Source organism: Xylanibacter ruminicola Ga6B6 (assembly GCF_000687715.1).
GTDB classification, from domain to species: domain Bacteria; phylum Bacteroidota; class Bacteroidia; order Bacteroidales; family Bacteroidaceae; genus Prevotella; species Prevotella ruminicola_B.
In genome coordinates this window covers 1-23,421 of the sequence record NZ_JHXD01000001.1, presented here as the reverse complement: position 1 = coordinate 23,421, position 23,421 = coordinate 1, and the positions used below count along the sequence as shown (strand labels likewise).

Genomic DNA, 23,421 nt, shown 5'->3' with positions numbered 1-23,421 from the left:
CGTTTAAAGTGCGTTAAGAACCTGTTCCTTAATCTGCTCCAGTTCGTCCTTCATCTTAACCACGATGTTCTGCATTTCGGCCTGATTACTCTTCGAACCGGTTGTGTTAATCTCACGACCCATCTCCTGAGCGATAAAGCCCAGCTTCTTTCCCTGTCCGGCAGGCTCGTTCATGGTATCGCGGAAGTACTTCAGGTGGTTGGTCAGTCGCTGCTTCTCCTCGCTGATGTCCAGCTTCTCAATATAGTAAATCAGCTCCTGCTCCAAGCGGTTCTTATCATAGTCGGCTGTTGGAATCTGCTGCAAGCCATCTACGATACGCGCTCTGATCTTCTCAACGCGACTCTTCTCGAATGGCTCAATCTCGCCCATCAGCTTTGCAATATTGTCAATCTTCTCAGTAAACTTCTTCTGCAAGGCAGCACCCTCCTGAGTACGGAAGTCAACCAGGTTCTTCAGGGCCTCGGCTACGCCGCCTTTCACTACCTTCCACTCCTCGTCGTCCAGCTCTTCAACATCAGTCTTAGTCATTACGTCTGGCATGCGGAGCAGGGTATAGAACCAATCCTCAGGAGTTGGAATACCAGTCTTGTCGGCGATGGCCTTAATCTGCTGGTAGTAGTTCTCAACCAGCTGTGCGTTGATAGGGGTTGGATCTACCGATGTATCCTTCTCAACCCAAACGCTCATGTCCACTTTTCCGCGAATCAGAGCCTCTGCCACCATCTGGCGCATCTCCATCTCTTTCTCACGATAGAGAGGTGCGATACGTGTGTTCAAGTCGAGCTGCTTTGAGTTCAGCGACTTGATTTCTACGTGAATTTTCTTCTCCTTAAATGCCACGACCGCCTTGCCGTAGCCTGTCATCGATTGTATCATGCTATACCTATTTAATAATATTTGGCTGCAAAATTACAAATAACTGCGTAAAAAACCAAATAAAAACGCTTTTTTCCGAATATTTGATTATCTTTGCACATCAATATCAAACAATAAAGGATTATGAAACGAAAACTATTAATTCTGGCCATCGGTTTTTCGATGACTTTGCAGGCGCAAGGGCTACGGGTAGGCGAGCAAGGCTCAGGGATGAATGCACCTGTTTTTGAGACTTCGGCTAAAGATGAGATTGCAACAAATCGTTTTTTGGCAGGTAGTAACTATTTGGATTACGATCGTCAGCTTACTGACAAGGCGCTGACGCCCGCTCCTAAGAATTACGAACCTTACTATATGAGTCATTATGGTCGTCATGGTTCGCGTTGGCTCATCAGCGATGGCAATTACTCAAAACCCCTTGCAACGCTGAAGGCTGCCAAGGAGCAAGGAAAACTTACGCCATTAGGCGAGAAAACACTCGCAACTATTGAAGCCATCTATGCCACAGCTCACAAACGTTTGGGCGACTTGACCACCGTTGGCGAACGTCAGCATCATGGTATCGGAAAGCGTATGGTGCAGCATTTTCCTGAGATTTTCAAAACCAAGAATCTGAAGATAGATGCCCGTAGCACCACGGTGAACCGTTGTATTCTGTCGATGATTGCTGAGTGCGAGGAGCTGGCTGCTGCAAATCCTACTGCTCAGATACATAACGATGTAAGCGAGAGTCTGCAGTACTATCTCAACCAGCCTTGGGACGGACTGGTAGCAAAACTTGGACGCACCACTGGCGACAAGGAAGAGCGCGAATATGCCTATAAGTACACTCACCCGGAGCGCTTGATGAAAGCGTTGTTCAACGACGAGGCTTACGTATATAATAATGTGAATGCAGGCTCGCTGATGCGCCAGCTGTTCCATGTGGCTTGCAATATGCAGAGTCACGATACCGATCTGGAACTCTTCTCGCTGTTTACCGATGAGGAGGTTTACGACCAGTGGCGCCAGAAGAATGTAGGTTGGTATCTCGACTATGGTGCATCACCAGTTTCGGGTGGTAAGATGCCTTTCAGTCAGCTTAACCTGCTGAAGAATATCATAGCTACAGCCGACACCGTTACCCAGACACAGGCCACTTTGCGATTTGGACACGAGGTTTGTGTAATGCCGCTGGCTTGTTTGTTGGAATTGGACAACTGCGGTATGGTTGTGAACAATCTCGACGAACTCGATAAGTATTGGCGTAACTATCGTATCTTCCCCATGGGCTGTAATATCCAGCTGATATTCTATCGTCCCAAAAAGGGAAAGACTGGCGATATTCTTGTAAAAGCCCTGCTGAACGAGCGTGAGGCCTATCTGCCTATCAAGACCTACCAGTGGCCCTACTACAACTGGCAGGAACTACGCACATATTATAAAAACAAGATTGCCGCCTTTGAAGCAGAAAACAAGTAACATCTGTTAAAATCCATATTTATAGGGATTGCACAGCTTTTTGATTTGTCGTACCTTTGCACCCGAAATAAGTTAAAGGTGTTTAGGAACACAAAAAATAATAATATATGCATAGCAATCCCTTCTTTGCGGTTATCAATCACCAACCAGCCTGTCGCCCTCCTGTATGGATGATGCGACAGGCTGGTCGCGTATTACCCCGTTATCGCCAGCTTACCAAGATGCTGTCTTTCCGTACCATCATGTCGTATGCCAATCTGGCTGCCGAGGTTAGCCTGATGCCAATTGATGATATGGGTATGGATGCCGCCATATTGTTTAGCGACATTTTAGTAATTCCAGAGGCATTGGGTGTAGAGGTAGAATGGACCAGCGAAGGGCCTGCTTTCCCCCATCCGCTGATGGATGTAGAGCATCCTGCAGCAGGATTAAGTTTTAACCCCTCGCATCTTAATCATGTGGCTGATACGCTGGATGAGATTACGCACCAGAAGAACGCCGATATACCTGTGATAGGTTTTTGTGGCGGACCGCTTACATGCCTGTGTTACATGCTGGGAGGTCGCGATAAAACCATGCAGTTTACCGATGTGGTGCGCTATCTCTATAGCCATCGCGAGGAGTCGCTCCAGTTGCTCGATGCCATCACCTGTGCCAGCGAGACTTATGTGCATCTGCAAGCAGCTCATGGTATCGATACCTTCCAGATATTCGAGTCGTTTGCTGGTGTGATATCAGCCGAGCTTTATCAGGATATGATTATGCCGTTTGTGCGTCGTATCACAGCTGCTGTAAGGCAGCATGGCTTGCCTGTAATCTACTTTCCCAAGGGATTTGGGGCAGGTCTGCAAATGCTAACCCCTGAGGATTGCGATTTTGTAAGTATCGATTGGCAGACCCCCTTGTTAGTGGCTCGCCATCTGGTTAATCCGGCCATAGGTCTTCATGGCAATATGGATCCACGTATACTGTTTGCCCCTCAGGCTGTTATCGAGCAGCATTTGCAGCAGTATCTGGCTTTCTTCCGAGAGCATCCCAATTATATCTTTAATTTGGGACATGGCGTTCACAAGGATACGCCATTGGAGAATGTACAGTTCGTAACCGAATGGTTCAGACAAACACAAAAATAATCATTATAAATTAACAAAAGGTATGTTTTTAGGATTACTATTATCAACTATGTTGGTGGTTGAAGGACCAGAGGTTACACCCGCCGACACAACCACAGCCCGCTCGTACAAGCTCGACGAAGTGGTGGTTAGTGCGTTTAAAACAAACAAATATGAGTTGGTGCCTGCATCGCGTTCGGCTTTGTCGGCTCGCCAGCTCAGTAATCAGCAGATAACCGGCCTTAAGGAGTTAACTGCCGTTATTCCCAATTTCTATATGCCCGACTATGGTTCGAGAGCCAGTTGCCCCGTGTTTGTACGCGGTGTGGGTAATAAGTCGGATGGAACAGGTATCGGTTTTTATGTAGATGGTATGCCTTTCTACGAGCCCCTCTCGTTTGATTGCGATCTGGGCGATGTGGCCTCGGTTGAGGTGCTACGTGGTCCGCAGGGTACATTGTATGGTAGAAATGCCATCGGTGGTATTGTAAACATCAGTACCCGTAACCCATTGGAGTATCAGAACACCCGTGTTCGTCTGGGCTATGGTAAATATAACGATTTGCGCACGCAGATATCTAATTACACCAAGGTATCGGATAAGTTCGGTTTTACCTTTGGTGCACTCTATCATCATAACGATGGCGCCTTCCGTAATAGCTATCTGAACGAAAAGGTAGATAAGATGAACGAGACCGAGGAGCGTATAGGATTGTATTATAAGCCATCTGATAATTGGTTGATACGCCTTACCAGCCATTTTACTTACAGCGATCAGGGAGGTTATCCCTATGCCCCAGTGAATGTTGAAACCAATACGTTGCAGGATGTCAACTACAACCGTTATAGCTCATTCCGTCGCCTTATCAGCACCAATGGTCTGGGTATTACCTATAATGGTCCTGTGGTTAGCTTTAATAGCCAGACATCGTTCCAGTATATCAACTCAAAGCAGGCTATCGATCAGGACTTTACTGTTAACGACAAGTCGTTTGTAGAGAATGCCCGCCACCAGAATATGGTGTCGCAGGAGTTTACTCTCAAGTCGAATAACGATAGCCGTTACCAGTGGGTGGTTGGTGCCTTTGGCATGATGGAGCATGTGGATCGTACAGTTGATAACTTCTCACCATCAGCAGGCTCGCTCAGTCATACCAACTATTGTGTTCCAACCAGTTCGTTGGCCCTGTATCACCAGAGTACCTACAACATCTGGCAGGGGCTTTCGGCTACAGCAGGTATTCGTTTCGATTATGAGCATGCTAAGACTAACTATGATAATCTAAAAGTAAAAGCCTCGCCATTGTCTGATGGTGGTTTTACTTTAGTAGATCCCAGTCAGATGCCATCGGCCACAGGTGAATCTTTCGAAAGTAGTAAGGACTTTACGCAGGTAACACCAAAGTTCACGCTCCAGTATCTTACTACTGAGGACAACCTCTATTATGTATCTGTTACCCGTGGCTACAAGCCAGGCGGTTTCAATAAGTCGTTCTCTACATTTGATGAGCGTTCGTACGAGCCTGAATACAGTTGGAACTACGAGGTGGGTGCCAGTGTTAACCTGCTGAACAACCTGCTTACCCTGAGTGCCGACCTGTTCTATATCGATTGGCGCCACATGCAGATTACCTCAACCATTACAGGTGTGGGTAATATTACCACCAATGCTGGTCATACAGATAGTAAGGGAGCTGAGCTGAATGTAATCGTGCGTCCTGTTGAGGGCCTGCAGTTCACAGCTAACTATGGATATACTTATGCCCGTTTCCTCTCTTATGTAAAGAGTGCAACGGTAGATTATACTAATAATCGCCTGCCCATGGTGCCTAACCATACGCTGAGTCTTGATGCCAACTACACCATCAACCCTACAGGTTGGTTAGATCGCGTGATGTTCAACGTAGGTTTGCGCGGCTTGGGTCGTATCTACTGGGCCGAGGATAATCTGGTAAGTCAGGATTTCTATACCACACTCAACGCTAAGGTCGCTCTTACCAAGGGTATTGTTACCTGGGAGGTATGGGGCAAGAACCTGACAGATACCAACTATATGGCTTACGGCTTTAAGTCGTCAACAGGAAACTATGCCCAGGCAGGTAAGCCTTTTATGTTTGGTACCACTATCGAGTTAAATTTCTAAATCAACAATAGTTTCATGGCAACAACCACCAGCGTAGATAATGTAAGGAGACTGAATCTCGCCACGTTTTTCTGTCTCTACATAGCGCAGTTCATCCCCTCAACGTTTATCACCACTGCCATGCAGGTAAGTATGCGCCAGGCCAATTACGGTCTGGCCACTATTGGCCTGCTACACTTAGTGCATATCCCCTGGCTCGTTAAGTTTCTTTGGGCCCCTATGGTAGATCGCCAGTGTTCGCATCTGGCCAGCTACCGTCGTTTCATCCTGCTTATGGAGTCGGTTTATGCCCTGTCAATCATGTGTATCGGATTCTTGGATATCTCTGCCGATATCTACTTCATCTTTGTGTTGGTGTTTATATCGATGTTTGCATCGGCCACACAGGATATTGCTACCGATGGTTTGGCGGTGAGGGCTTTTGGCAAGGGCGATCATAGCGCTGTGAACAGCATGCAGTCGATGGGACGTTACGCTGGTGCTTTCTTGGGTAGTGGTATCTTTATTGTGATGCTCGACCATTTTGGTTGGAGTGTTGTTTTCCCGCTGTTGGGATTGGTGGCCTGGTTCATGGTGGTGCCTTTGCAGTTTAATAAGAAGATACATATCGAGCCACGTTCGCCAAAACAGCGTGCCAAGCTGATGGATTTTATGTGGTTCTTCTCGCGTAAGGCAATTATCCCCCACGTGATCTTCCTGTTGCTCTACTTTATGGGCATCATCGGTATTATTGCCAATGTGCGCCCTTATATGGTTGACTTGGGCTATAACATGAAGGAGATTGGTGTGTGGTTTGGTATGGTGGGTACAGCTACATCGTTTGTGATGGCTTGGGTGGCCCATGTGTTTATCCGTCGTATCGGCATGTATCGAGCCCGCTTGATGGTGGCCTTTATGATTGTTACAGCTCCGCTATATTTCCTGCTGCTCACCTTTTTGCCGACGCCCACACTGTCCATGCTGGTAGGTGGCTTACTGTTGGTAAAAACGTGTCACGCCTTTGCGTCGATTGTGGTTTATACCACAGCGATGGACTGTGTGCGTGAGGGGCGCGAGGGAACCGATTTTACCATTCAGGTGGTAGTGGTTCATCTCAGTTCGTCGCTCATCTCGATTATATCAGGTGGCGTTGGTGAGTGGCTCGACTATCGTGGCCTCTATCTCATCGAGTTAGGCATTGCGCTCGTAAGCCTGATTTATGTAATTTGTGTGTTTAAACCTAATCAGATGCTGGCCAAATGGTAAAACGTATTTTATTTACAGCTCCCGACACCTATCATGTAAGTTTGCACGAGGCTTTTGGCAAACGCCCCACATGCAGCTTCCATCCCATGTTTGTGCCTTTTATCAGCAGTACCTTACTGCCCCCTGGTGGCACTTTCCTGCCGTTCTGTAATCAGTTGGCATCGTACGATTATATTATCAGTACAAGCATCATGGCCGTCAGGGCACTTTCCTCTGCTGGTGTCGACAGATCGCTTATTGATGGTAAGGTAGTAGCCATAGGTAAAGATCAGAAAGTCGTGCAGGAGCTTCTGGGTGTTACAGTGGCATTACCACATGCCAAACCCAGTTTGATGGGGATTATCGAGGCTTTGGAAAGCGAACAGTCACTACAGTCGAAGCGTATTGCTGTGCTGTGGCCTAAATATAGCGGACTGCCTGTTCCGCCAACGATCACCAATTTCCAGAATGCCCTAAGCGCAACAGGTGCCGACGTATCATATGTATATTGCTATCGCACCACAGCTATGAGCGATGAGTACTATGCCGAAACAGCCGATGCCCTACGCAGCGGTAATATAAGCGCTGTAGCCCTCACCAGTGGTGGCGAGGCCTACGTATTATCAAGAATTATGAAATTTGCCGAAACACAGGGCCAGCCTGTTAACGTGCCTATCTACTCGTTTGGTCCCTACACCACACGATGCGCTGAGGAGGCAGGCTTAAACGTAACAGGCACCTCTCCCAATCAATATAGCTTTTCTGACTTTATTGATTATCTCGAAACAGAGATATAACCCTATTTGATTTTCGAGGTCATCGCGCTGCGAACACCTTTATAATTATTCAGGTATGCCTTGGCACTTCCGAACGAAAGGAACATGTCGAGGCGTACTGGTATATGATTCTGATCGTCGGTGATATAGAAACGGATAAGCTCATGGCTTTTTCCGTCTTCGCGCTCATAGAACGACATTACCAAACAACGGAACTTCTCCTTTGAACCATTCATCTTGAAGGTTTCGCGACCACGGAATTCCAACCACGAGTTAGACAAGTTACGTGCATCGCTGATAGGGGTGGGGATGACCTGGCCCTTTTTCAGTTTGGTGGCATCGAAGTTACGGGCACGCAGGAAAATAGACATCATATCGTAAATACAGTTACGATAGGTGCTGGTTTTCCAATGCTGTTCGCCGTCGGCATCAATACGGTGCTTTTTCAGCTGGCAGTTGCCGTTAGGATAGGTGTACCATATCTCATCTACATAGTATCTGCTACCTTCACGGGCGCCTTTGCGGAAATACATTGGCGAAAGATCGGGATTGCAGTACGACAGCAAAGTATCACGCATGGTGAAGTACTTGTCGAGCTTAGAGTTTCCACGTGTAATCAGGTACGATTTCCACGCATCCTTGCCCTCAAACTTGGTCATCTTAGTATCCATCTGGGCCGATCCAACCTTTACCCAAATAAACTGCCAGTTAAAGTAAAGGTCGTACTCCAGGCTCTCGCCGCTCTTAAAGGCGGTGTTGGCAATTCCACACTGGGCATGGGCCGAGAGGCCTGTGCCAAGCATAATCATCAGCGAAAGAATTATCTTCTTCATTTCTTGCTATCTACATTTATGCCCTTATCCTTCAGGTATTCTATACCCATTTGGCGGGCGCGTTCTACATTTCTGTTCTTTAGTTTCTTGGCAGCCTCTGGTTTCTGTTTGGTAATCTTCTCTGGCTTTTGTTTGTACACGGGTACAGCCGTTACATTCCAGTTAAGATTCAAATCCCATTTGGCTTTGCCTTCTATCTCTTTGGGATAGTAGTAAACGGCCTCTGCCTGTCGGCCTTCGGCATAGTCTCCTGTATCCCAGATGCCGTTACCATTACTATCGATAAAGGCACTTACGTAATACTTCTCGGGTTTAAGGTATTCAAACTTGGCCACATGGTTATTTACACGGGCCAGTTTTACGACTTTATCCGAACCATTAAGCAACTGAACCACCATGGCAGAATCTTCTATACCAGAGATGTTCAGTTTCAGCGTACCGTATTCGTCTTCGCCCTTAACCTTGATGCCTTGTTTATAGGCGTTAGATACTTTGCCGTAGATATCCACGAAGGCTGCAGAATCTATCTCAAGACTATACTCTATGCCTGGGCGCCAATCGGCCAGAATCTGGTAACTTCTGATCTGATGAGGGATAGGTTCCATGCGGCAATCTGACTCGTACCATACAGAGTCGATCATCGAATAGAGATGAACCGCTGCTGTGTCGCAATGTTGCAGAGGTGTAGGCATATCAACCTTAACTACCTTATCTGGATCCATCTGAGATGGAACATCGAACTTGGGCTCCAAAGGTTTCTCGTGCCATACAGAATCGTAAGGCATATCGCGTTTCTTTTTCTTTTCCTGTTCCTTCATCCATTGGTCAATCTCCTTGGCCTTTTCCTTCTGTCGCTTGGCATACGGAGTTTTGGCAAGCGATTCGATGGTATCCGTTTGGTTAATGAGCATACCTGTAGAGTCGGAAATCTGATAGTTGATTTCCATACGTAAGGTATCCTGATTAATTAGAGTTGTATCGCGCAACCAGTAATGGATAGTATCTTGTTTCTCGTTCGTCTCGATTACAAAAGCATCGTTACTGTCGAAGTTCAGACCGTTTATAACAGGCAGTTCAGGATGACCATAGCTGAAGTACATAGAGAACTTATTGGCCTCTACACGTTCTGTCTTGATAAGGAAACGATCGGTAAGCACGTGGGTGAATGCCAACAACGTGATATCATCGGGGAGGAAGTGTGTGTAAGGCACTTTTATCAGCGCATCGATATGTAGCGAGTCGCGCCAAACGGTGTCGGTACGTACATCAGGCTTTGAACCTGGTTCGAATGTCTGTTGGTTAAAGGCAATCATCTCGCTCTTCTGTGTAAAGCGGAAGTCGCCATCGGCATCCTGTAGGGCATAAGCGCGATAAGTGCCAGGAGCCACTCCTTTTACTACAAAGTGTCCGCGACTGTCGGTACGCGACACACGCAGCATGGGCTTGGCTTGGAAGGCAGAATCGGCCAGATCGTTATACAAACCTACCATAATGCCCTTGATGGGTTCGAGATTACTGGCATCGAGCACATAGCCCGATACCTCGAAGGTATCAATCTTTTCGCCTGTTGAGAAACTATAAGTATAGCTGCCCATAGGGTTACCTTCGTTGTTGTCGCTAATGGCATCGCTAAAGTCGATGGTATAGGTGGTATTCGCCATCAGCGAGTCCTGCAGTTCTACCACAATCTTTTTGCCCGCAGCCTTGATGTCAGGTACTTCCAGCTGTGGAGGCGACACAATCACCTTGTTGGTTGCATCGGTAAGTTTGATAAATTCATCAAACAGGATGGTAATCTTCTTGGTGTTTACGTTGGTGGCCTGATCGGCAGGCGTGGCGCTCAGAACCTTTGGTGGGTCGTCATCATACCAACCGCCATCGGGCTGTCCCATGCGGGCGCAACCAATCATAGCTAAGGCTATGCAGCAGATATAGAGGAGTTTCTTCATGCGTTCAACTTCAATAATTGTTCGATATGTTCGCGAGAGTTGCTAAGGCGAGGCACCTTGTGCTGTCCGCCTAACTTGCCTTTCAGTTTCAGCCAGTCGTTAAACAGATTCTCGCGTGCTTCAATAATCTCAAGGTGCTGCAGCGTAATATCCTTATAACGTTTAGCTTCGTAATCGCTGTTGATTTCCTGCAGATGCTTATCAAGCAGGTCGCTGAACTGCTGCAGATCGGCAGGGCGCTTCTTGAACTCGATGAGCCACTGATGGCGGCACTTGGCGTTCTGGTCCATAAACACAGGGGCAGCGGTATATTCCGAAACCTCAGCACCTGTCTGTTCGCATGCATAGGCCAGTCCCTTTTCGGCATTATCTACTATCAGCTCCTCGCCAAAGGCATTAATAAAATGCTTGGTGCGACCAGAGATGATAAACTTGTACGGATTGGTAGATGTAAACTGGATGGTGTCGCCGATTTCATAACGCCACAAACCACAGCTGGTTGAGATGACCATAGCGTAGTTCTTACCTGTTTCTACACCCCACAATGGTACGATGGTTGGATTCTCCTTACCTATTTCGTCCATAGGGATGAACTCGTAGAACACATCGTAGTCGAGCATCAGCAGCATCGACTTATCCGATGGGTCGTTCTGCAGGCCGAAGAATCCCTCGCTGGCATTATATGTTTCCATATAGTGCATGTTGGGCGAGGTAATGAGCTGTTCGTACTGTTTGCGATAAGGCGTAAAGGCTACACCACCATGGAAGAACACTTCTATGTTAGGCCAAACCTCTTCAAGATGTGTTTTTCCTGTTATCTCCATCATGCGTGTAAGCACAGAGAGCATCCACGAGGGCACACCTGAGAGATTGGTTACGTTTTTGTTCATAGCCTCACGGGCAATACGGTCGCGCTTTATCTCGAAGTCAGAAAGCAGAGCTGTCTGTTTCTTCGGCACACGAACCAGATTGGCCAACGGGTTGATATTCTCGATAAGGATGGCGCTCAAATCACCAACCAGAGAGTCTTTCAGATTATAATTCGGCGCATGACTACCACCAAGAATCAGTCCCTTACCATCGAACATGCGCGACTTGGGATTGTTTTGCAGATACATGGCTACAGCATCAAATCCGCCACGATAATGTATGTGTTTCAGTCCCTCTTTGCTTACAGGGATGAATTTCGACTTATCGTTGGTAGTGCCCGATGATTTGGCATACCATTTTACGCGGCCTGGCCACAGCACATCTGTTTCGCCATGACGCATGCGATCTATCGATTCTTTGAGTTCTTCGTAGGTATTTACGGGGATGTGTTTGGCAAAATCATCGTAACCTTTTACTGATGAAAAGGCATGATTTCGTCCGTATTCCGTATCTTTAGCTTCAGCCACCAGCCGGCCCAGCACAGCTTCCTGGAGTGCTTTGCCTTGGTTGAAGTGTTTCTCGAGTTCCTTTTGTCTAGGCTCGAATACTTTTCTTACAATCTTTGTTATACTCATGTTAATAATTGCGCAATCTGCCTGCAAAATTACGCAATTCCGTTGTAAAGGGGGAATATTTTTCGTTTTTTTATCATTTAAGATGTAATCTTAATCCAAACTGGATAGATGGTGCCAGCGGATGCTCTTTGTAATAATGCTGCAAAGAGGTTCCGTCGTTAAAGTAATAACCCAGCGCAGGCTCAAGGTAAAGTCCGAACTGGCGTGTGATATTATATTCGGCACCAGCAGCGGCATTAAGTGAGAACTGCCAAGGGCGTTGGTCGATATCGCCATCGGATACTTGGGCATCGATACATTTCTCAAGCAAGGCGTTACCCGCTAGATAAACATTAAGATTACCAGTGCTCCATATGTTCCACGATGCGCCTACGGGAATACCTAAGTATCTGAGTTTCTGGATGTAATTATTACTGTTGGTAATAGGTGTGATAAACTCCGACTCGAGATAGGTATAGCTGATACCACTATACAAAGCGATACGGTTGCTAAGTTGGTACTGTAACGAGAGTCCGAATCTTACAGGCAGTTTGTGCTTCGAAACTACATCGGGCAGAGTGTACATATTGGTAAACGAAGAAGTTTCGCCGAACTTGATGTAGTCGGTAACAATAGTACCGCCGTTTTTGCCCAAATCAACATCGCTGTTAACTGCGTAATTCGCATCGCTATTCAAGAATTGTCCACCCATAGTGTTTCCTAAATTATTACTAGCCATTAACAAACCGTTCGAACCATTCAGGCCGATGGTCCATTTATCTGTATCGCTAGATTTAGAATGGGTTTCACTTGGATTGATAACATCAGGCAGATAGGTTTGTTTCTTTTCCTGAGATGCAATAATTTTGGTATCTTCTGATACCTGCTGATGATCGTCTGTAGTATCTGGCTTGTTGTCGTTTGAGGTCTCTTGTAAGTTATTGTCTGCTACCTCCTGCAGGTTGTCGCCTGTGGGAACTTGCTGTTCGTAAACCTGGGCTTTGGGGTGACGCTCAATTTCTGCAGCCTTTTCTACCTTATTTTCATTTGTTGCCTGGGCCAGAAGTATTGGTTCTTCTGTTAGCATCGATGGCTTATCTGCCGAGGCTTTTGGTGCCATCACTTTCTCACTTTTCGCCGTTAATTGGGGCTCTTTGGTATCAAACTGATAAACGGCAAAGAAACCTGCAACTACCAGGATAGCTGCTGCAGCCACCCAATACCAGCGGCGCATGTTAACAGTCTTGGTAGGGGCTGAAACAGGGGCAGACTCTGTCTGGAGCTGCATCTCGTTACTGATGCTCTCCCAAAGTCCGGCTGGTGGGGTCATCTGGTGCCCCTCCAGTTTTTGTTTCATTTGTTTCGTCCAATCCTCTTTCATCCCTTGTCGATTATTAATTCCTTTATTCTGCGCGCCAGCCATTGCTTGGCGTAATAGAGTTGAGAGGCCGATGTGCTCTCCTTGATACCTAGTAGTTCGGCTATCTGCCGATGCGAGTAGTCTTCAAATACATACAGATTCAGTACCGTTCTGTATCCATCAGGCAGTTCGCTTATCAGCTGGTGCAACTGGTCGGCCGAAATCTGCTCTGTTGCAGGGGTGTCGTCTGCTATATCCGCTTGCTTCTGTTTTATCTCGTCCTGCTCTACAAACAGCAGTTTCTTCTTGGTCCTTAGGAACATCAGCGCCTCGTTTGCTACAACCCTCATCAGCCAACCTTTAAACGCTTCATCGCTACGATACTCCATCATTGGGATAGCCGTGAAAATCTTCACAAAACTGTTCTGCAGCACGTCCTTTGCATCGTCGGCATTGGGAATATATCGGTAGCAGACCGATGAAAGCTCACCAATATACATTTGGTAGAGCTCACTCATCGCCCGCTGGTCTTTATTCCGTATGCGTTCAACGATTTGTTTGACCATTTTTTGCTCGCGTTCTATTATTAGAATTCAAAAGTACTTAAATCTTGTATGAGAACGGCAAGTTTTTTAATTCTTTAACATTTTTCTATACAAGAATCGCTTAAATACTGCATTATTATAGCGAAATGAACCTAAAAATAGTATGAATATGAAGAAAAAGTTCTTTTTATTATCAGCAATTATGCTGAGTGGAGTCATCCTTTCGAGCCTCCTTTCATGCAGCTCGTCAGAAGAGATTGAGCAGCTCGAACCCAAGCAAATTGTAAACATGCTGGGTGAATCAAAGCCTATACAGCTAACTCAGGAGCAGAGTGTGTTTGTAAACGACAACAACCAGTTTACGCTGAACTTCCTGAAAACCGTTAACGAAACGGATCGTAGCAGTAAGAGCTTTATTTACTCGCCACTCAGCATCACCTACGCCTTAGGAATGGTGAACGATGCAGCTATCGGAAAGACGGAAGAAGAGCTGGAGCAAACCTTAGGTTTCCACCAGGGAGGCATCAAGGCCGTGAACGACTACTGCAAGAATCTTATCGATAATCTGCCAAAGGTTGATGACAAGGTAACGCTTAACATCGCTAACGCCATTTTTCTGAACGAGAAATATAAGCTGAAAAAGCAATTCGAGAAGGATGTCGCCGACTATTACGATGCTAAGGCCGAGGCGCTGAACTTTGCAGAGACAAAGAAATCGGCCGACGTTATCAACAATTGGTGCAACGACAAGACCAACGGTATGATAAAAGGCATCATCGACGAGACAGAACCTACGGCAGTATCCTATCTGCTGAACGCTATCTACTTCAAGGCCGACTGGGCTTCGAAGTTTGATGCGAAGAACACCAAGGATGAGTTGTTCGACGGCAAAGGCAAGGTGCCCATGATGCACCAGAACGTGCTGATATCGTATGTGAACAACGGGCTCTACTCAGCCATCAAGATGCCTTACGGCAATGGCTATTGGAACATGACGGTGATGCTGCCCGAGGAAGGCAAAACCATTGATGACGTCATCGAGCATCTGTCGAAAGTGGGTTTTGCCGATGTGGAGAGTTTCTGCGGAACGATGGGCGGCGTGTTTGAGCCCTACGAGGTTGATCTGAAGCTGCCTCGCTACGAAACGGAATCGGATACAGATAGTAAGGAGGTTGGCGGACTCATCCCGTTGATGCAGAACCTGGGCATCCATCTGGCTTTCGACCGTGATTTCTCCCAAATCCCCAATATGTGCGAGAATGGCAACCTATATATAAGTATGATGCGCCAGAAGGCAAAGATTAAGGTGAGCGAAGAAGGATCGGAGGCCGCTGCTGTAACCATCGTTGGTGAAAAATTTACTACTACTTATCCGTCAGAGCCGCCAGTTTATCCTAAGGCTACTTTCCACGCAAACAAACCTTTTGTTTACGTGATTCGCGAACAGTCATCAGGAGTGATTCTCTTTGTAGGAAAGTTTACAGGAAAATAAAAAAAGAGGTTGGAAAAACCTCTTTTTTATTTAATCGTCTGCGAATGCTGCAGCTTCAGCTTCGGCAATGATATCTTCGCGCGATTTCTCTTTATGAGAGATGTCCGAGAGGTCGAATTCCTTATCTGAAAAATCTATTGCTGGCTTCTTCGAAGGTTGTGGGGCTGGTTGTTTTACCAACTGCTCTTCAACCTGTTCTGTTTCTGCTGGCTGCTCGATGATAAAGCTCTGTTGCTCCTTTTCAGGATCGGGTACAGCCATTGCTGGCTCTTCTTCCATCTGTGTGCGGGCAGTCTTGGCGGCAAAAACGGCATCAACAAACTGTGGTTCGCGCTTCAGGCGCTGCAGGGTGTCTTTCGATGCCTTCTGCTGGGCCTCTTTCTTTGAGTAGCCCGAACCGCTCTCGCCGTTAACGCCCTCAATAATTACCATATAGGTAAATACAGGACTGCCGTTCTCATCTTTTTTCTGCTTTGTGAGTTTGTACTCCAAACGTACACGATTCTTCTGGCTCCACTCAAGGAGTTTCGACTTGAAGTTTACTTCCTTGAATGCAACTTTGTCAATATCAATAAACTTGCCCAGTACCTGATGCTCGAAGAACCACAGGCAAGCCTCGTAGCCACGATCCAGATAAATGGCACCTACCAACGCCTCGAAAGCATTGCCCTCAACATAGCTGTTGTGCGAGGTTGAATGACCTGCTGATATCAGCAGATTGCTCAATCGCATCTCGGTAGCAAGCTTTCCAAGCGTTTCGCGGCTTACGAGTTTCGATCGTGTATTGGTGAGGAATCCTTCGCGCTTACCTTCGTAATGGCGGTAAACAATGAAACCCACAGCAGCGTCGAGTATAGCATCACCCAGGAACTCCAGTCGCTCGTTGTTCAGCGGCTTGCCCTTGTCGTTGCGCTTGCGGATGCTTTTGTGCATCAGCGCCATCTTGTAATACTCGATATTGTGGGGGTAGAATCCCAATATCTCATAAAGAGAAGAAAAAAGCTCCTTCTCCTGACGGAAAGGGAGCTTTATTCTATCTATGATGTTATTAAGCCTCATACTTCTTGAATACTACACATGCGTTGTGACCACCAAAGCCGAAGGTGTTGCTGAGTCCAGCACGTACCTCGCGCTTCTGAGCCTTGTTGAATGTGAAGTTCAGGTTGTAATCAATCTCAGGATCCTCGTCGCCCTCCTCGTGGTTAATTGTTGGAGGAACGATATCGTTCTTCACAGCCAGGACAGTTACCATTGCCTCTACAGCGCCAGCGGCACCCAGCAGGTGACCAGTCATCGACTTGGTAGAAGAAATGTTGAGCTTGAAGGCTGCATCGCCGAATACCTCCTTGATGGCCTTGGCCTCAGAGATATCACCAACGTGAGTTGATGTGCCGTGAACGTTGATATAATCGATGTCCTCAGGATTCAAACCTGCGTCCTCAAGAGCATTCTGCATAACGAGCTTAGCGCCCAGACCCTCGGGGTGAGAAGCGGTGATGTGGTGAGCATCGGCGCTCATACCAGCACCTACCATCTCTGCGTAGATCTTAGCACCACGAGCCTTAGCATGCTCCAGTTCCTCGAGAATCAAGCAACCAGAACCCTCGGCCATGATAAATCCATCGCGGCTTGCGCTGAATGGGCGGCTGGCCTTCTCGGGCTCGTCGTTACGGGTTGAAAGTGCGTGCATGGCATTGAAACCACCTACACCAGTAGCGCAGATAGCAGCCTCGGCACCACCAGCTACGATGGCGTTAGCCTTACCCAAGCGAATCAGGTTGAAGGCGTCGGCCAGTGCGTTTGATGAAGATGCACAAGCTGAAGCTGTAATATAGTTGGGGCCATGGAAGCCATACATAATAGAAATCTGACCTGCTGCGATATCAGCAATCATCTTGGGGATGAAGAAGGGGTTGAACTTAGGACCATCGGCCTCGTGAACACCATAGTACTTTACCTCGTCCTCGAAGGTCTTAATTCCACCGATACCTACGCCGTAAACCACGCCGATACGGTTCTTGTCTTCTGTCTCCAGATCCATGCCGCTGTCTTCAACAGCCTGCTTAGCAGCAATCAGGGCCAGCTGAGTGTAGCGGTCCATCTTACGTGCCTCTTTGCGGTCCAGGAAATCGTTCACGTTGAGGTTCTTCACCTCACAAGCGAACTTAGTCTTAAAATTTGTTGTATCGAAACTTGTAATAGGTGCTGCGCCGCTAACTCCGTTGAGCAGGTTATTCCACATCTCTTCAGGAGTGTTGCCCACTGGCGTAACTGCGCCAAGACCTGTTACAACTACTCTTTTTAATTCCATAAGCTTAAATTAAAGCATAATGGTTGCTTCTAAGTGTTAGAAAGCAACCATTATGTTGTGAACAAATTTATTTTGCGTTCTCCTCGATGTAAGCGATGGCGTCGCCAACGGTACCGATCTTCTCAGCCTTATCATCGGGAATTGAGATACCAAACTCCTTCTCGAACTCCATGATCAGCTCTACGGTATCCAGTGAGTCTGCACCCAGGTCGTTTGTGAAGCTAGCCTCAGCCTTTACTTCAGCCTCATCTACACCGAGTTTGTCTACGATAATTGCCTTTACTTTGCTTTCAATTTCTGACATAATTGTAATAATTTAATTGTTAATAATGATGTTGCTATCTTGAAATTTTTGACGGCATTACGCCGAAATCGGGTGCAAAGTAACACAATTTCTTTCACTTACGCAAATTTTTTTAAGAAAAACTTACTTTCGTTTGCACATTATAGGGGCATTTGTGCAAAAATATGCCCTTTTTAGGTATGACTAATACTATAATAATACAAAATATGGCGATTTTATTCAATTTTAGTTGGATATTTGAAAAACTTTCTGTAGTTTTGCAAAATAAAACGAATACAAATATGACATTTACAAAAGAAGCTAATCAAATTTTTGAAAGGGCAATAAATGATTATCATGTTTTCGACGATGTCGACACGCCCTTGAAAAATCCATATCAGAAAGACAGTATCCAGTATAGTCTATATAAGAAATGTTGGATTGATACTGTTCAGTGGCATTATGAAGATATTATCCGCGATCCTCATATCGATCCGGTTGAGGCACTTGCCCTGAAGCGTCGTATCGACCGCAGTAATCAGGACCGTACCGATTTGGTTGAGGAAATCGACTCTTGGTTCCGCCAGCATTACAGTCAGGTTGTTCCACAGGCCGATGCACGCCTTAATACCGAGAGCCCAGCTTGGGCTATCGACCGTTTAAGCATTCTGGCACTTAAGATTTATCACATGCAGGAGCAGGTTAACCGTACTGATGCCGAGCCAGAGCACATTGCCAAGTGCAAGGCAAAGCTCGATGTGCTGCTCGAACAGCAGGTTGACCTTTCTCTGGCTATCGATCAGTTACTCGAGGACATCGAGGCTGGCCGCAAGTACATGAAGGTGTATCGCCAGATGAAGATGTATAACGATCCCGCAACTAATCCTATCTTATATAATCAGAAGTAAAAACAAAGGCTGATGAGAAAAGAGCATATACTGGTCATCAGATTCTCAGCTCTTGGCGATGTGGCCATGATGGTGCCTGTAGTCTGGTCGCTGGCTCAGCAGTATCCTGATATACGCATCACGGTGCTTAGCCGTAAGTTTGCCCGCCCCTTGTTCGATGATTTGGCGCCCAATGTTAATTTCATGGAGGCCGATCTCACCAAGGAGTATCATGGTGTGCGCGGACTTAACGCACTTTATCGCCGATTGGTTGCCAAGCAGTTTACCAAGGTGGCCGATTTGCATAATGTTCTGCGCTCAGAGTATCTGCGCCTACGATTCAATCTGGGCCGATATCGTGTAGAGCACCTGATCAAGAACCGCAGTCAGCGTCGTAAACTGGTTTCGGGCAAGCACGATAAGCGCGTGCCATTGCCATCATCGTTCGAGAATTATGCCGCTGTGTTCGAGCGTCTGGGCTATCCGGTTGATATCAAGAATTTCCGTTCCATCTTCCCTGCCGAGGGTGGAAATCTGAACCTGTTGCCCGCCATCTTCGGACCCAAGAAGAGTTTCGAACAGTGGATTGGTATTGCACCATTTGCCGCCCACGAGGGCAAGGTGTATCCACCACGCCTGATGGAGCAGATAATCTTCCGTCTTATTCAGCAGTATCCTAATGGTCGTATATTCCTGTTTGGTCGTGGCGAGGAAGAGGAGAAGTTCTTCCAGCTGTGGTGTGCACAGTATCGCCAATGTACTTCGGTAGCCAAGCATTGCGAGGGTATGTATCAGGAGCTCATCCTGATGAGCCATCTCAACGTGATGCTCTCGATGGATTCGGCCAATATGCACCTGGCATCGCTCACAGGCGTACCTGTGGTAAGCGTTTGGGGCGCAACACACCCCATGGCAGGTTTCCTGGGTTATAATCAGGACCCCGAAAATGCTATCCAGATCGATCTGGAGTGCCGCCCCTGCAGTATTTATGGCAATAAGCCTTGTCAGCGTGGCGATTATGCATGTCTGCAAAACATTCCGCCCGAGCGGATTGTTGACAGAATAGTAACCCTTATTAATAACTAAAAACTAGAACGCTTATGAAGTACATTTGTGAAGTGTGCGGTTACGTTTACGACCCCGCAGAAGGCGATCCCGATGGTGGCATCGCTCCAGGAACAGCTTTTGAGGATATCCCCGATGATTGGGTATGCCCAGTTTGTGGTGTAGGCAAGGAGAATTTCAAGCCAGAATAAATTTCATGCAAACTATAGGGTTCATTATCAAACGTGTGTGGGTTATAGCCATTTTGTTGGCTGTAGTGCTGTTTTCGTGTAAAAACGATGTTAGCGAATTCATGCAGGCGTTTGATGATGAACCTAACTTAAGCCCATTGGCTACGGAGCTTGGTTTTAGCAAGGACCGTCCGTTGGTAATGGGTATGAATACCAGTTATGCCCCTTTGCAATATGTAAACAGTCAGGGTTTGCCCACAGGTTACGACGTGGAGTTCACCAAGAAGCTGTTGACGCGTATGGGCATTCCTTACACTTTCTCGCCAAACCATTGGGACAAAATGTCGCCAGGTATTATTGGTGGAAAGTACGATATGGGTATGTTGGTTTATTCGGCGTATCGTAAAGATACAACCAACTATTCCGATGCTGTATTCCGCATGTATTATCAGGTGGTTTACAGAAAAAAAGACTTTGCAGAGTTTGATTTCCGTCATCTTAAAGGCAAGCGTATTGCCTATATGAAATCGCGCCCTATAGGCTTGATGCTGAAGGACGAAGGGGCCGATGGCTATCCGATAACCGATCTGAATGAGGCTATTGTTGACCTTGCAAACGGAAAGTACGATGGTGTAATCTGCTATCGTTTCCAGGCAAAATATAATATCGGACTCCTGCACTTGTCAGATCAGTTGCAGGCAGATGATTTGTCGTTAGAGCCTCGCGAATATTGTTATGCCAGTCACGATAAACGCTTGATTGATGCCATCAATGCCGAACTAAAGAAGATGGAGGCCGAGGGCATCGTCGACGAGATATATGGTCAGGAAGTGGTCGAACGCTTTGGCGATATCAAGATTCCCATGTGGGTTTGGTGGTTGCTTACTGGCTTGGTATTTTTGTTTATGGTGGTTTATGTGGTTAACAAGAACCGCTACAATCGCCGTTTGCAGAGTGCCAACGCACAGTTGCAGCAAAACAATAAAGCCCTGCAGTTAGCTACAGCCAGAGCCGAGGAGAGTACACGTATGAAGAGCAACTTCATCAAGCAGATCTCGCACGAAATCCGTACACCATTAAATATTATATGTGGTTTTACACAGGTGTTGACAACTACAGATGCCGAATTGGATAAGGCGGAGAAACGCGATATGTCGGTGCAGATTATCGATAATGCCGAACGTATCACAGGCTTGGTCAACAAGATGCTGGCACTTGCCGAAATTAACAGTAGCGTTGTACTGGAGCGCGAAGATCATACGTCGGCTGCTGTCATTGCTCAGGAGGCCATCAAGGCGGCAGGCATCAACAAGGCATCGCATGTCCAATTCAAGCTTGTAAAGTTGGTTGGGGCTGAGCAGATATTCGATACCCATCTGCGATCGGCTGTTCTGGCTTTGCAGCAGTTGCTCGATAATGCCAAGAAATTTACGGAACAAGGACAAGTAACATTACAAATAAGTAATCACGAGGGGCAGGCGTACTTTGTGGTCGAAGATACAGGCACATCCATACCCGTATATCAGGCCGAGCGTATATTCGACGAGTTTGTGCAGTTAGACGAGTACAGCGATGGAACAGGCATCGGACTCTCGATAGCGCGTAGCTTGGCGCGCCGACTGGGTGGTGACATCGTTCTCGACACCACCTATACTGGAGGCGCACGATTCGTGATGACCCTACAAAGCAAGCAAGAAGAAACAGCATGAAACAAACATATCCCATCATAAGGTTCCCTGAAAGGGGAACCATTTTGTATCCCTTTCGTCGTCATCCACTTGTAACCCCAGGCATGCTTGAGCAGAAGCTTGCCCGCGAGCTTTTGGCTAAGTTGCCCGCTGGTGTTGAGTGCCTGTTAAACGCCTGTATCATCACTACCGACAAGCAGCCGCCATATTATCCCGATTTGGCGCTGGTGGTAGCTGGAACCCCCGGCATCCGTATCGATGTAGAGATAGATGAGCCTTACCGTAAGGCTACCCGCGAGCCCATCCACTACCAGTCGTGTGGCGATGTGTTTCGTGATCATCTGCTCAATCGTCATGGATGGGTAGTAGTGCGTTTGGCCGCTCAGCAAATCGCCCAGGAGCCTGGTATCTGTGCCGATTATTTGGTAGAGTTGGTTACTTGTATGATGGCTGATAGTGCATCCATCCAGCAGCACCAATTTGCATCGGTGCCCACACCTGTTGAGCCTTGGAGTCGTAACGATGCGTTAAAAATGGCCTACTGGCAGAATGTGGTTGGCGAAGATAAGCAATGGATAACCGATAGATATGCCCTCGATGCCGCCGAGTTGGATTGTAAGCAGCAGGTTAAGCCCTTCGACAAAACCGATGATATGCGCGAAAAAATGGCCACCTTTCGCGATGCAGGCCATTACGAGCAGGATGCTGATATCGATTTCGAGCCCTGCGAACATATATATATATATAAAGGTATAAAGCGTATGCTGCCTGTCAGTTCGCTCATTGCCTATTTCTTTGATGAATTCCAGGCTCTGTCACAGGCCGAAAACCAGATGCGGTTTAAAGGCATACCCGTAGAGGAGAGCTTGGATAAGTGGGAGCGCGCTGGTCGTACAGCCAGCGAGGTGGGTACCTTTGTACATCTGCAGACAGAGAACTATTTTCAGCGCGGTTTCTTCGAGACCGAGTGCCAGCTGCAGTTTGGTAACGACACTGAAGTGGTGAGCGTAGAGCAGGAAAAACTGCACTTTCTGCGTTTTATCCGCGACTACGATATCGAGCCCTATCGCCAGGAGTGGCCCGTTTACGATAAGGATTTGAACATTGCCGGCACCATCGACTTGATCTGTAAGGATGATGATGGTGAGTTTACCATCTATGATTGGAAGCGTTCGTCGAAGGTTGTAAACGCCCAAGGCCAACCCATCGTCGAGGGTTTTCGTGGCAAGATGAGCCATAACGGCATCAGTCTGCCCGATACCTCGTTCTACCATTATTGCATTCAGCAGAATCTGTATCGTTATATGTTAGAGCGCCATTACGGCATTAAGGTAAAGGCAATGAACTTGGTGGTGCTCTGTCCCGATTATCCCACCTACTATGTAGCCCAAGTACCCAAGATGGACCAGCTCATCCAGCAAATCGTCACCATTTGTCAGCAGCACGATTTAGGCCACAGATTGCTGTATGTCTTATACTGATATAGGTTGACACATTTAGAAACTTAATAAATGTGTTAGACTTATGAGAATTTTAAATCCAAGGATTCCAGAAGAGAAGAAAGCGGAGATTATTTCTGCTTATTTGAATGGTACCAACAGTTATGAAGAGTTGGGAAAGTACTACAATGTTGAACCAAGTACGATAAGATGTTGGGTAAGCCGGTACAGAAAATCAAAAAATGTTGTATCTTTGCAGGCGGATACCAAACCGCTTGAAGATATGGCACGTAAAAAGAAAGAGGAGAAATCTCCTGAGG

Annotated in this window: 21 protein-coding genes; 12 read left to right on the top strand and 9 right to left on the bottom strand. The window is 46.8% G+C overall.

Annotated features, from left to right (window positions below; all coding sequences use genetic code 11):
- Positions 1 to 3: 3 nt before the first annotated feature.
- Positions 4 to 879, bottom strand: coding sequence for a YicC/YloC family endoribonuclease (locus T500_RS0100105; RefSeq protein ID WP_028906414.1), 876 nt, complete (start codon positions 877 to 879; stop codon positions 4 to 6).
- Positions 880 to 1,002: 123 nt separating this feature from the next.
- On the opposite strand from T500_RS0100105, the gene T500_RS0100100 reads away from it, so the two are divergent.
- From T500_RS0100100 to T500_RS0100080, 5 genes are all read left to right on the top strand, one after another.
- Complete coding sequence (locus T500_RS0100100) at positions 1,003 to 2,340, top strand: histidine-type phosphatase (protein ID WP_028906413.1); 1,338 nt, start codon at positions 1,003 to 1,005, stop codon at positions 2,338 to 2,340.
- Positions 2,341 to 2,447: 107 nt separating this feature from the next.
- Positions 2,448 to 3,473: a uroporphyrinogen decarboxylase gene (gene hemE / locus T500_RS0100095; RefSeq protein WP_028906412.1), complete on the top strand. Its 1,026-nt coding sequence runs from the start codon at positions 2,448 to 2,450 to the stop codon at positions 3,471 to 3,473.
- 22 nt (positions 3,474 to 3,495) lie between these two features.
- Positions 3,496 to 5,595: a TonB-dependent receptor gene (locus tag T500_RS0100090; protein WP_028906411.1), complete on the top strand. Its 2,100-nt coding sequence runs from the start codon at positions 3,496 to 3,498 to the stop codon at positions 5,593 to 5,595.
- Positions 5,596 to 5,610: 15 nt separating this feature from the next.
- Entirely contained in the window at positions 5,611 to 6,840 is a 1,230-nt protein-coding gene (locus T500_RS0100085) for an MFS transporter (protein ID WP_028906410.1), read from the top strand.
- Positions 6,834 to 7,616 (top strand): uroporphyrinogen-III synthase, encoded by a 783-nt coding sequence (locus tag T500_RS0100080; RefSeq protein WP_028906409.1) that lies wholly within the window; start codon positions 6,834 to 6,836, stop codon positions 7,614 to 7,616. Before T500_RS0100085 ends, T500_RS0100080 begins: the two co-directional genes overlap by 7 nt.
- Before the next feature lie 2 nt (positions 7,617 to 7,618).
- Here the strand turns inward: T500_RS0100080 and T500_RS0100075 are convergent, their stop codons facing one another.
- The 5 genes from T500_RS0100075 to T500_RS0100055 all read right to left on the bottom strand — a co-directional run bounded on the left by T500_RS0100075 (position 7,619) and on the right by T500_RS0100055 (position 13,787).
- Positions 7,619 to 8,428 (bottom strand): DUF3108 domain-containing protein, encoded by an 810-nt coding sequence (locus T500_RS0100075; protein WP_028906408.1) that lies wholly within the window; start codon positions 8,426 to 8,428, stop codon positions 7,619 to 7,621.
- Positions 8,425 to 10,377 carry an Ig-like domain-containing domain gene (locus tag T500_RS14775; protein ID WP_036908072.1) on the bottom strand — a complete coding sequence of 651 codons (1,953 nt, stop codon included), beginning with the start codon at positions 10,375 to 10,377 and terminating at the stop codon, positions 8,425 to 8,427. Before T500_RS14775 ends, T500_RS0100075 begins: the two co-directional genes overlap by 4 nt.
- Positions 10,374 to 11,882: a GH3 auxin-responsive promoter family protein gene (locus tag T500_RS0100065; RefSeq protein ID WP_028906407.1), complete on the bottom strand. Its 1,509-nt coding sequence runs from the start codon at positions 11,880 to 11,882 to the stop codon at positions 10,374 to 10,376. Before T500_RS0100065 ends, T500_RS14775 begins: the two co-directional genes overlap by 4 nt.
- Before the next feature lie 73 nt (positions 11,883 to 11,955).
- The gene (locus T500_RS0100060; RefSeq protein WP_028906406.1) at positions 11,956 to 13,218 is read right to left on the bottom strand and encodes a PorT family protein; all 1,263 of its coding nucleotides are present in this window, start codon (positions 13,216 to 13,218) and stop codon (positions 11,956 to 11,958) included.
- A gap of 20 nt (positions 13,219 to 13,238) precedes the next feature.
- Positions 13,239 to 13,787, bottom strand: coding sequence for an RNA polymerase sigma factor (locus T500_RS0100055; protein ID WP_036908068.1), 549 nt, complete (start codon positions 13,785 to 13,787; stop codon positions 13,239 to 13,241).
- 148 nt (positions 13,788 to 13,935) lie between these two features.
- Here T500_RS0100055 and T500_RS14770 point away from each other — a divergent pair, with 148 nt between their 5' ends.
- Positions 13,936 to 15,258 (top strand): serpin family protein, encoded by a 1,323-nt coding sequence (locus tag T500_RS14770; protein WP_196243439.1) that lies wholly within the window; start codon positions 13,936 to 13,938, stop codon positions 15,256 to 15,258.
- A 30-nt stretch (positions 15,259 to 15,288) separates the two neighbouring features.
- Here the strand turns inward: T500_RS14770 and rnc are convergent, their stop codons facing one another.
- From rnc to T500_RS0100035, 3 genes are all read right to left on the bottom strand, one after another.
- Positions 15,289 to 16,317, bottom strand: a complete 1,029-nt coding sequence (gene rnc / locus T500_RS0100045) for a ribonuclease III (protein WP_028906404.1) — start codon at positions 16,315 to 16,317, stop codon at positions 15,289 to 15,291.
- Positions 16,307 to 17,569 (bottom strand): beta-ketoacyl-ACP synthase II, encoded by a 1,263-nt coding sequence (gene fabF / locus T500_RS0100040; RefSeq protein WP_028906403.1) that lies wholly within the window; start codon positions 17,567 to 17,569, stop codon positions 16,307 to 16,309. Before fabF ends, rnc begins: the two co-directional genes overlap by 11 nt.
- A 67-nt stretch (positions 17,570 to 17,636) precedes the next feature.
- Positions 17,637 to 17,873 carry an acyl carrier protein gene (locus T500_RS0100035; protein WP_013065488.1) on the bottom strand — a complete coding sequence of 79 codons (237 nt, stop codon included), beginning with the start codon at positions 17,871 to 17,873 and terminating at the stop codon, positions 17,637 to 17,639.
- A gap of 281 nt (positions 17,874 to 18,154) precedes the next feature.
- On the opposite strand from T500_RS0100035, the gene T500_RS0100030 reads away from it, so the two are divergent.
- The 6 genes from T500_RS0100030 to T500_RS0100005 form a co-directional block, all read left to right on the top strand.
- The gene (locus tag T500_RS0100030) at positions 18,155 to 18,760 is read left to right on the top strand and encodes a DUF4254 domain-containing protein (protein WP_013063500.1); all 606 of its coding nucleotides are present in this window, start codon (positions 18,155 to 18,157) and stop codon (positions 18,758 to 18,760) included.
- Positions 18,761 to 18,772: 12 nt separating this feature from the next.
- Positions 18,773 to 19,825, top strand: coding sequence for a glycosyltransferase family 9 protein (locus T500_RS0100025; protein ID WP_013063497.1), 1,053 nt, complete (start codon positions 18,773 to 18,775; stop codon positions 19,823 to 19,825).
- Between the two features lie 14 nt (positions 19,826 to 19,839).
- Positions 19,840 to 19,995, top strand: coding sequence for a rubredoxin (rd, locus tag T500_RS0100020; protein ID WP_028906402.1), 156 nt, complete (start codon positions 19,840 to 19,842; stop codon positions 19,993 to 19,995).
- A 35-nt stretch (positions 19,996 to 20,030) separates the two neighbouring features.
- On the top strand, positions 20,031 to 21,683 hold the full coding sequence (locus tag T500_RS0100015; RefSeq protein ID WP_196243438.1) for a transporter substrate-binding domain-containing protein: 1,653 nt from the start codon (positions 20,031 to 20,033) through the stop codon (positions 21,681 to 21,683).
- Positions 21,680 to 23,143 (top strand): PD-(D/E)XK nuclease family protein, encoded by a 1,464-nt coding sequence (locus T500_RS0100010; RefSeq protein WP_155267371.1) that lies wholly within the window; start codon positions 21,680 to 21,682, stop codon positions 23,141 to 23,143. The genes T500_RS0100015 and T500_RS0100010 overlap by 4 nt, the downstream gene beginning before the upstream one ends.
- Before the next feature lie 43 nt (positions 23,144 to 23,186).
- The coding region (locus T500_RS0100005; protein ID WP_028906399.1) for a helix-turn-helix domain-containing protein at positions 23,187 to 23,421 on the top strand (235 nt) is incomplete at its 3' end.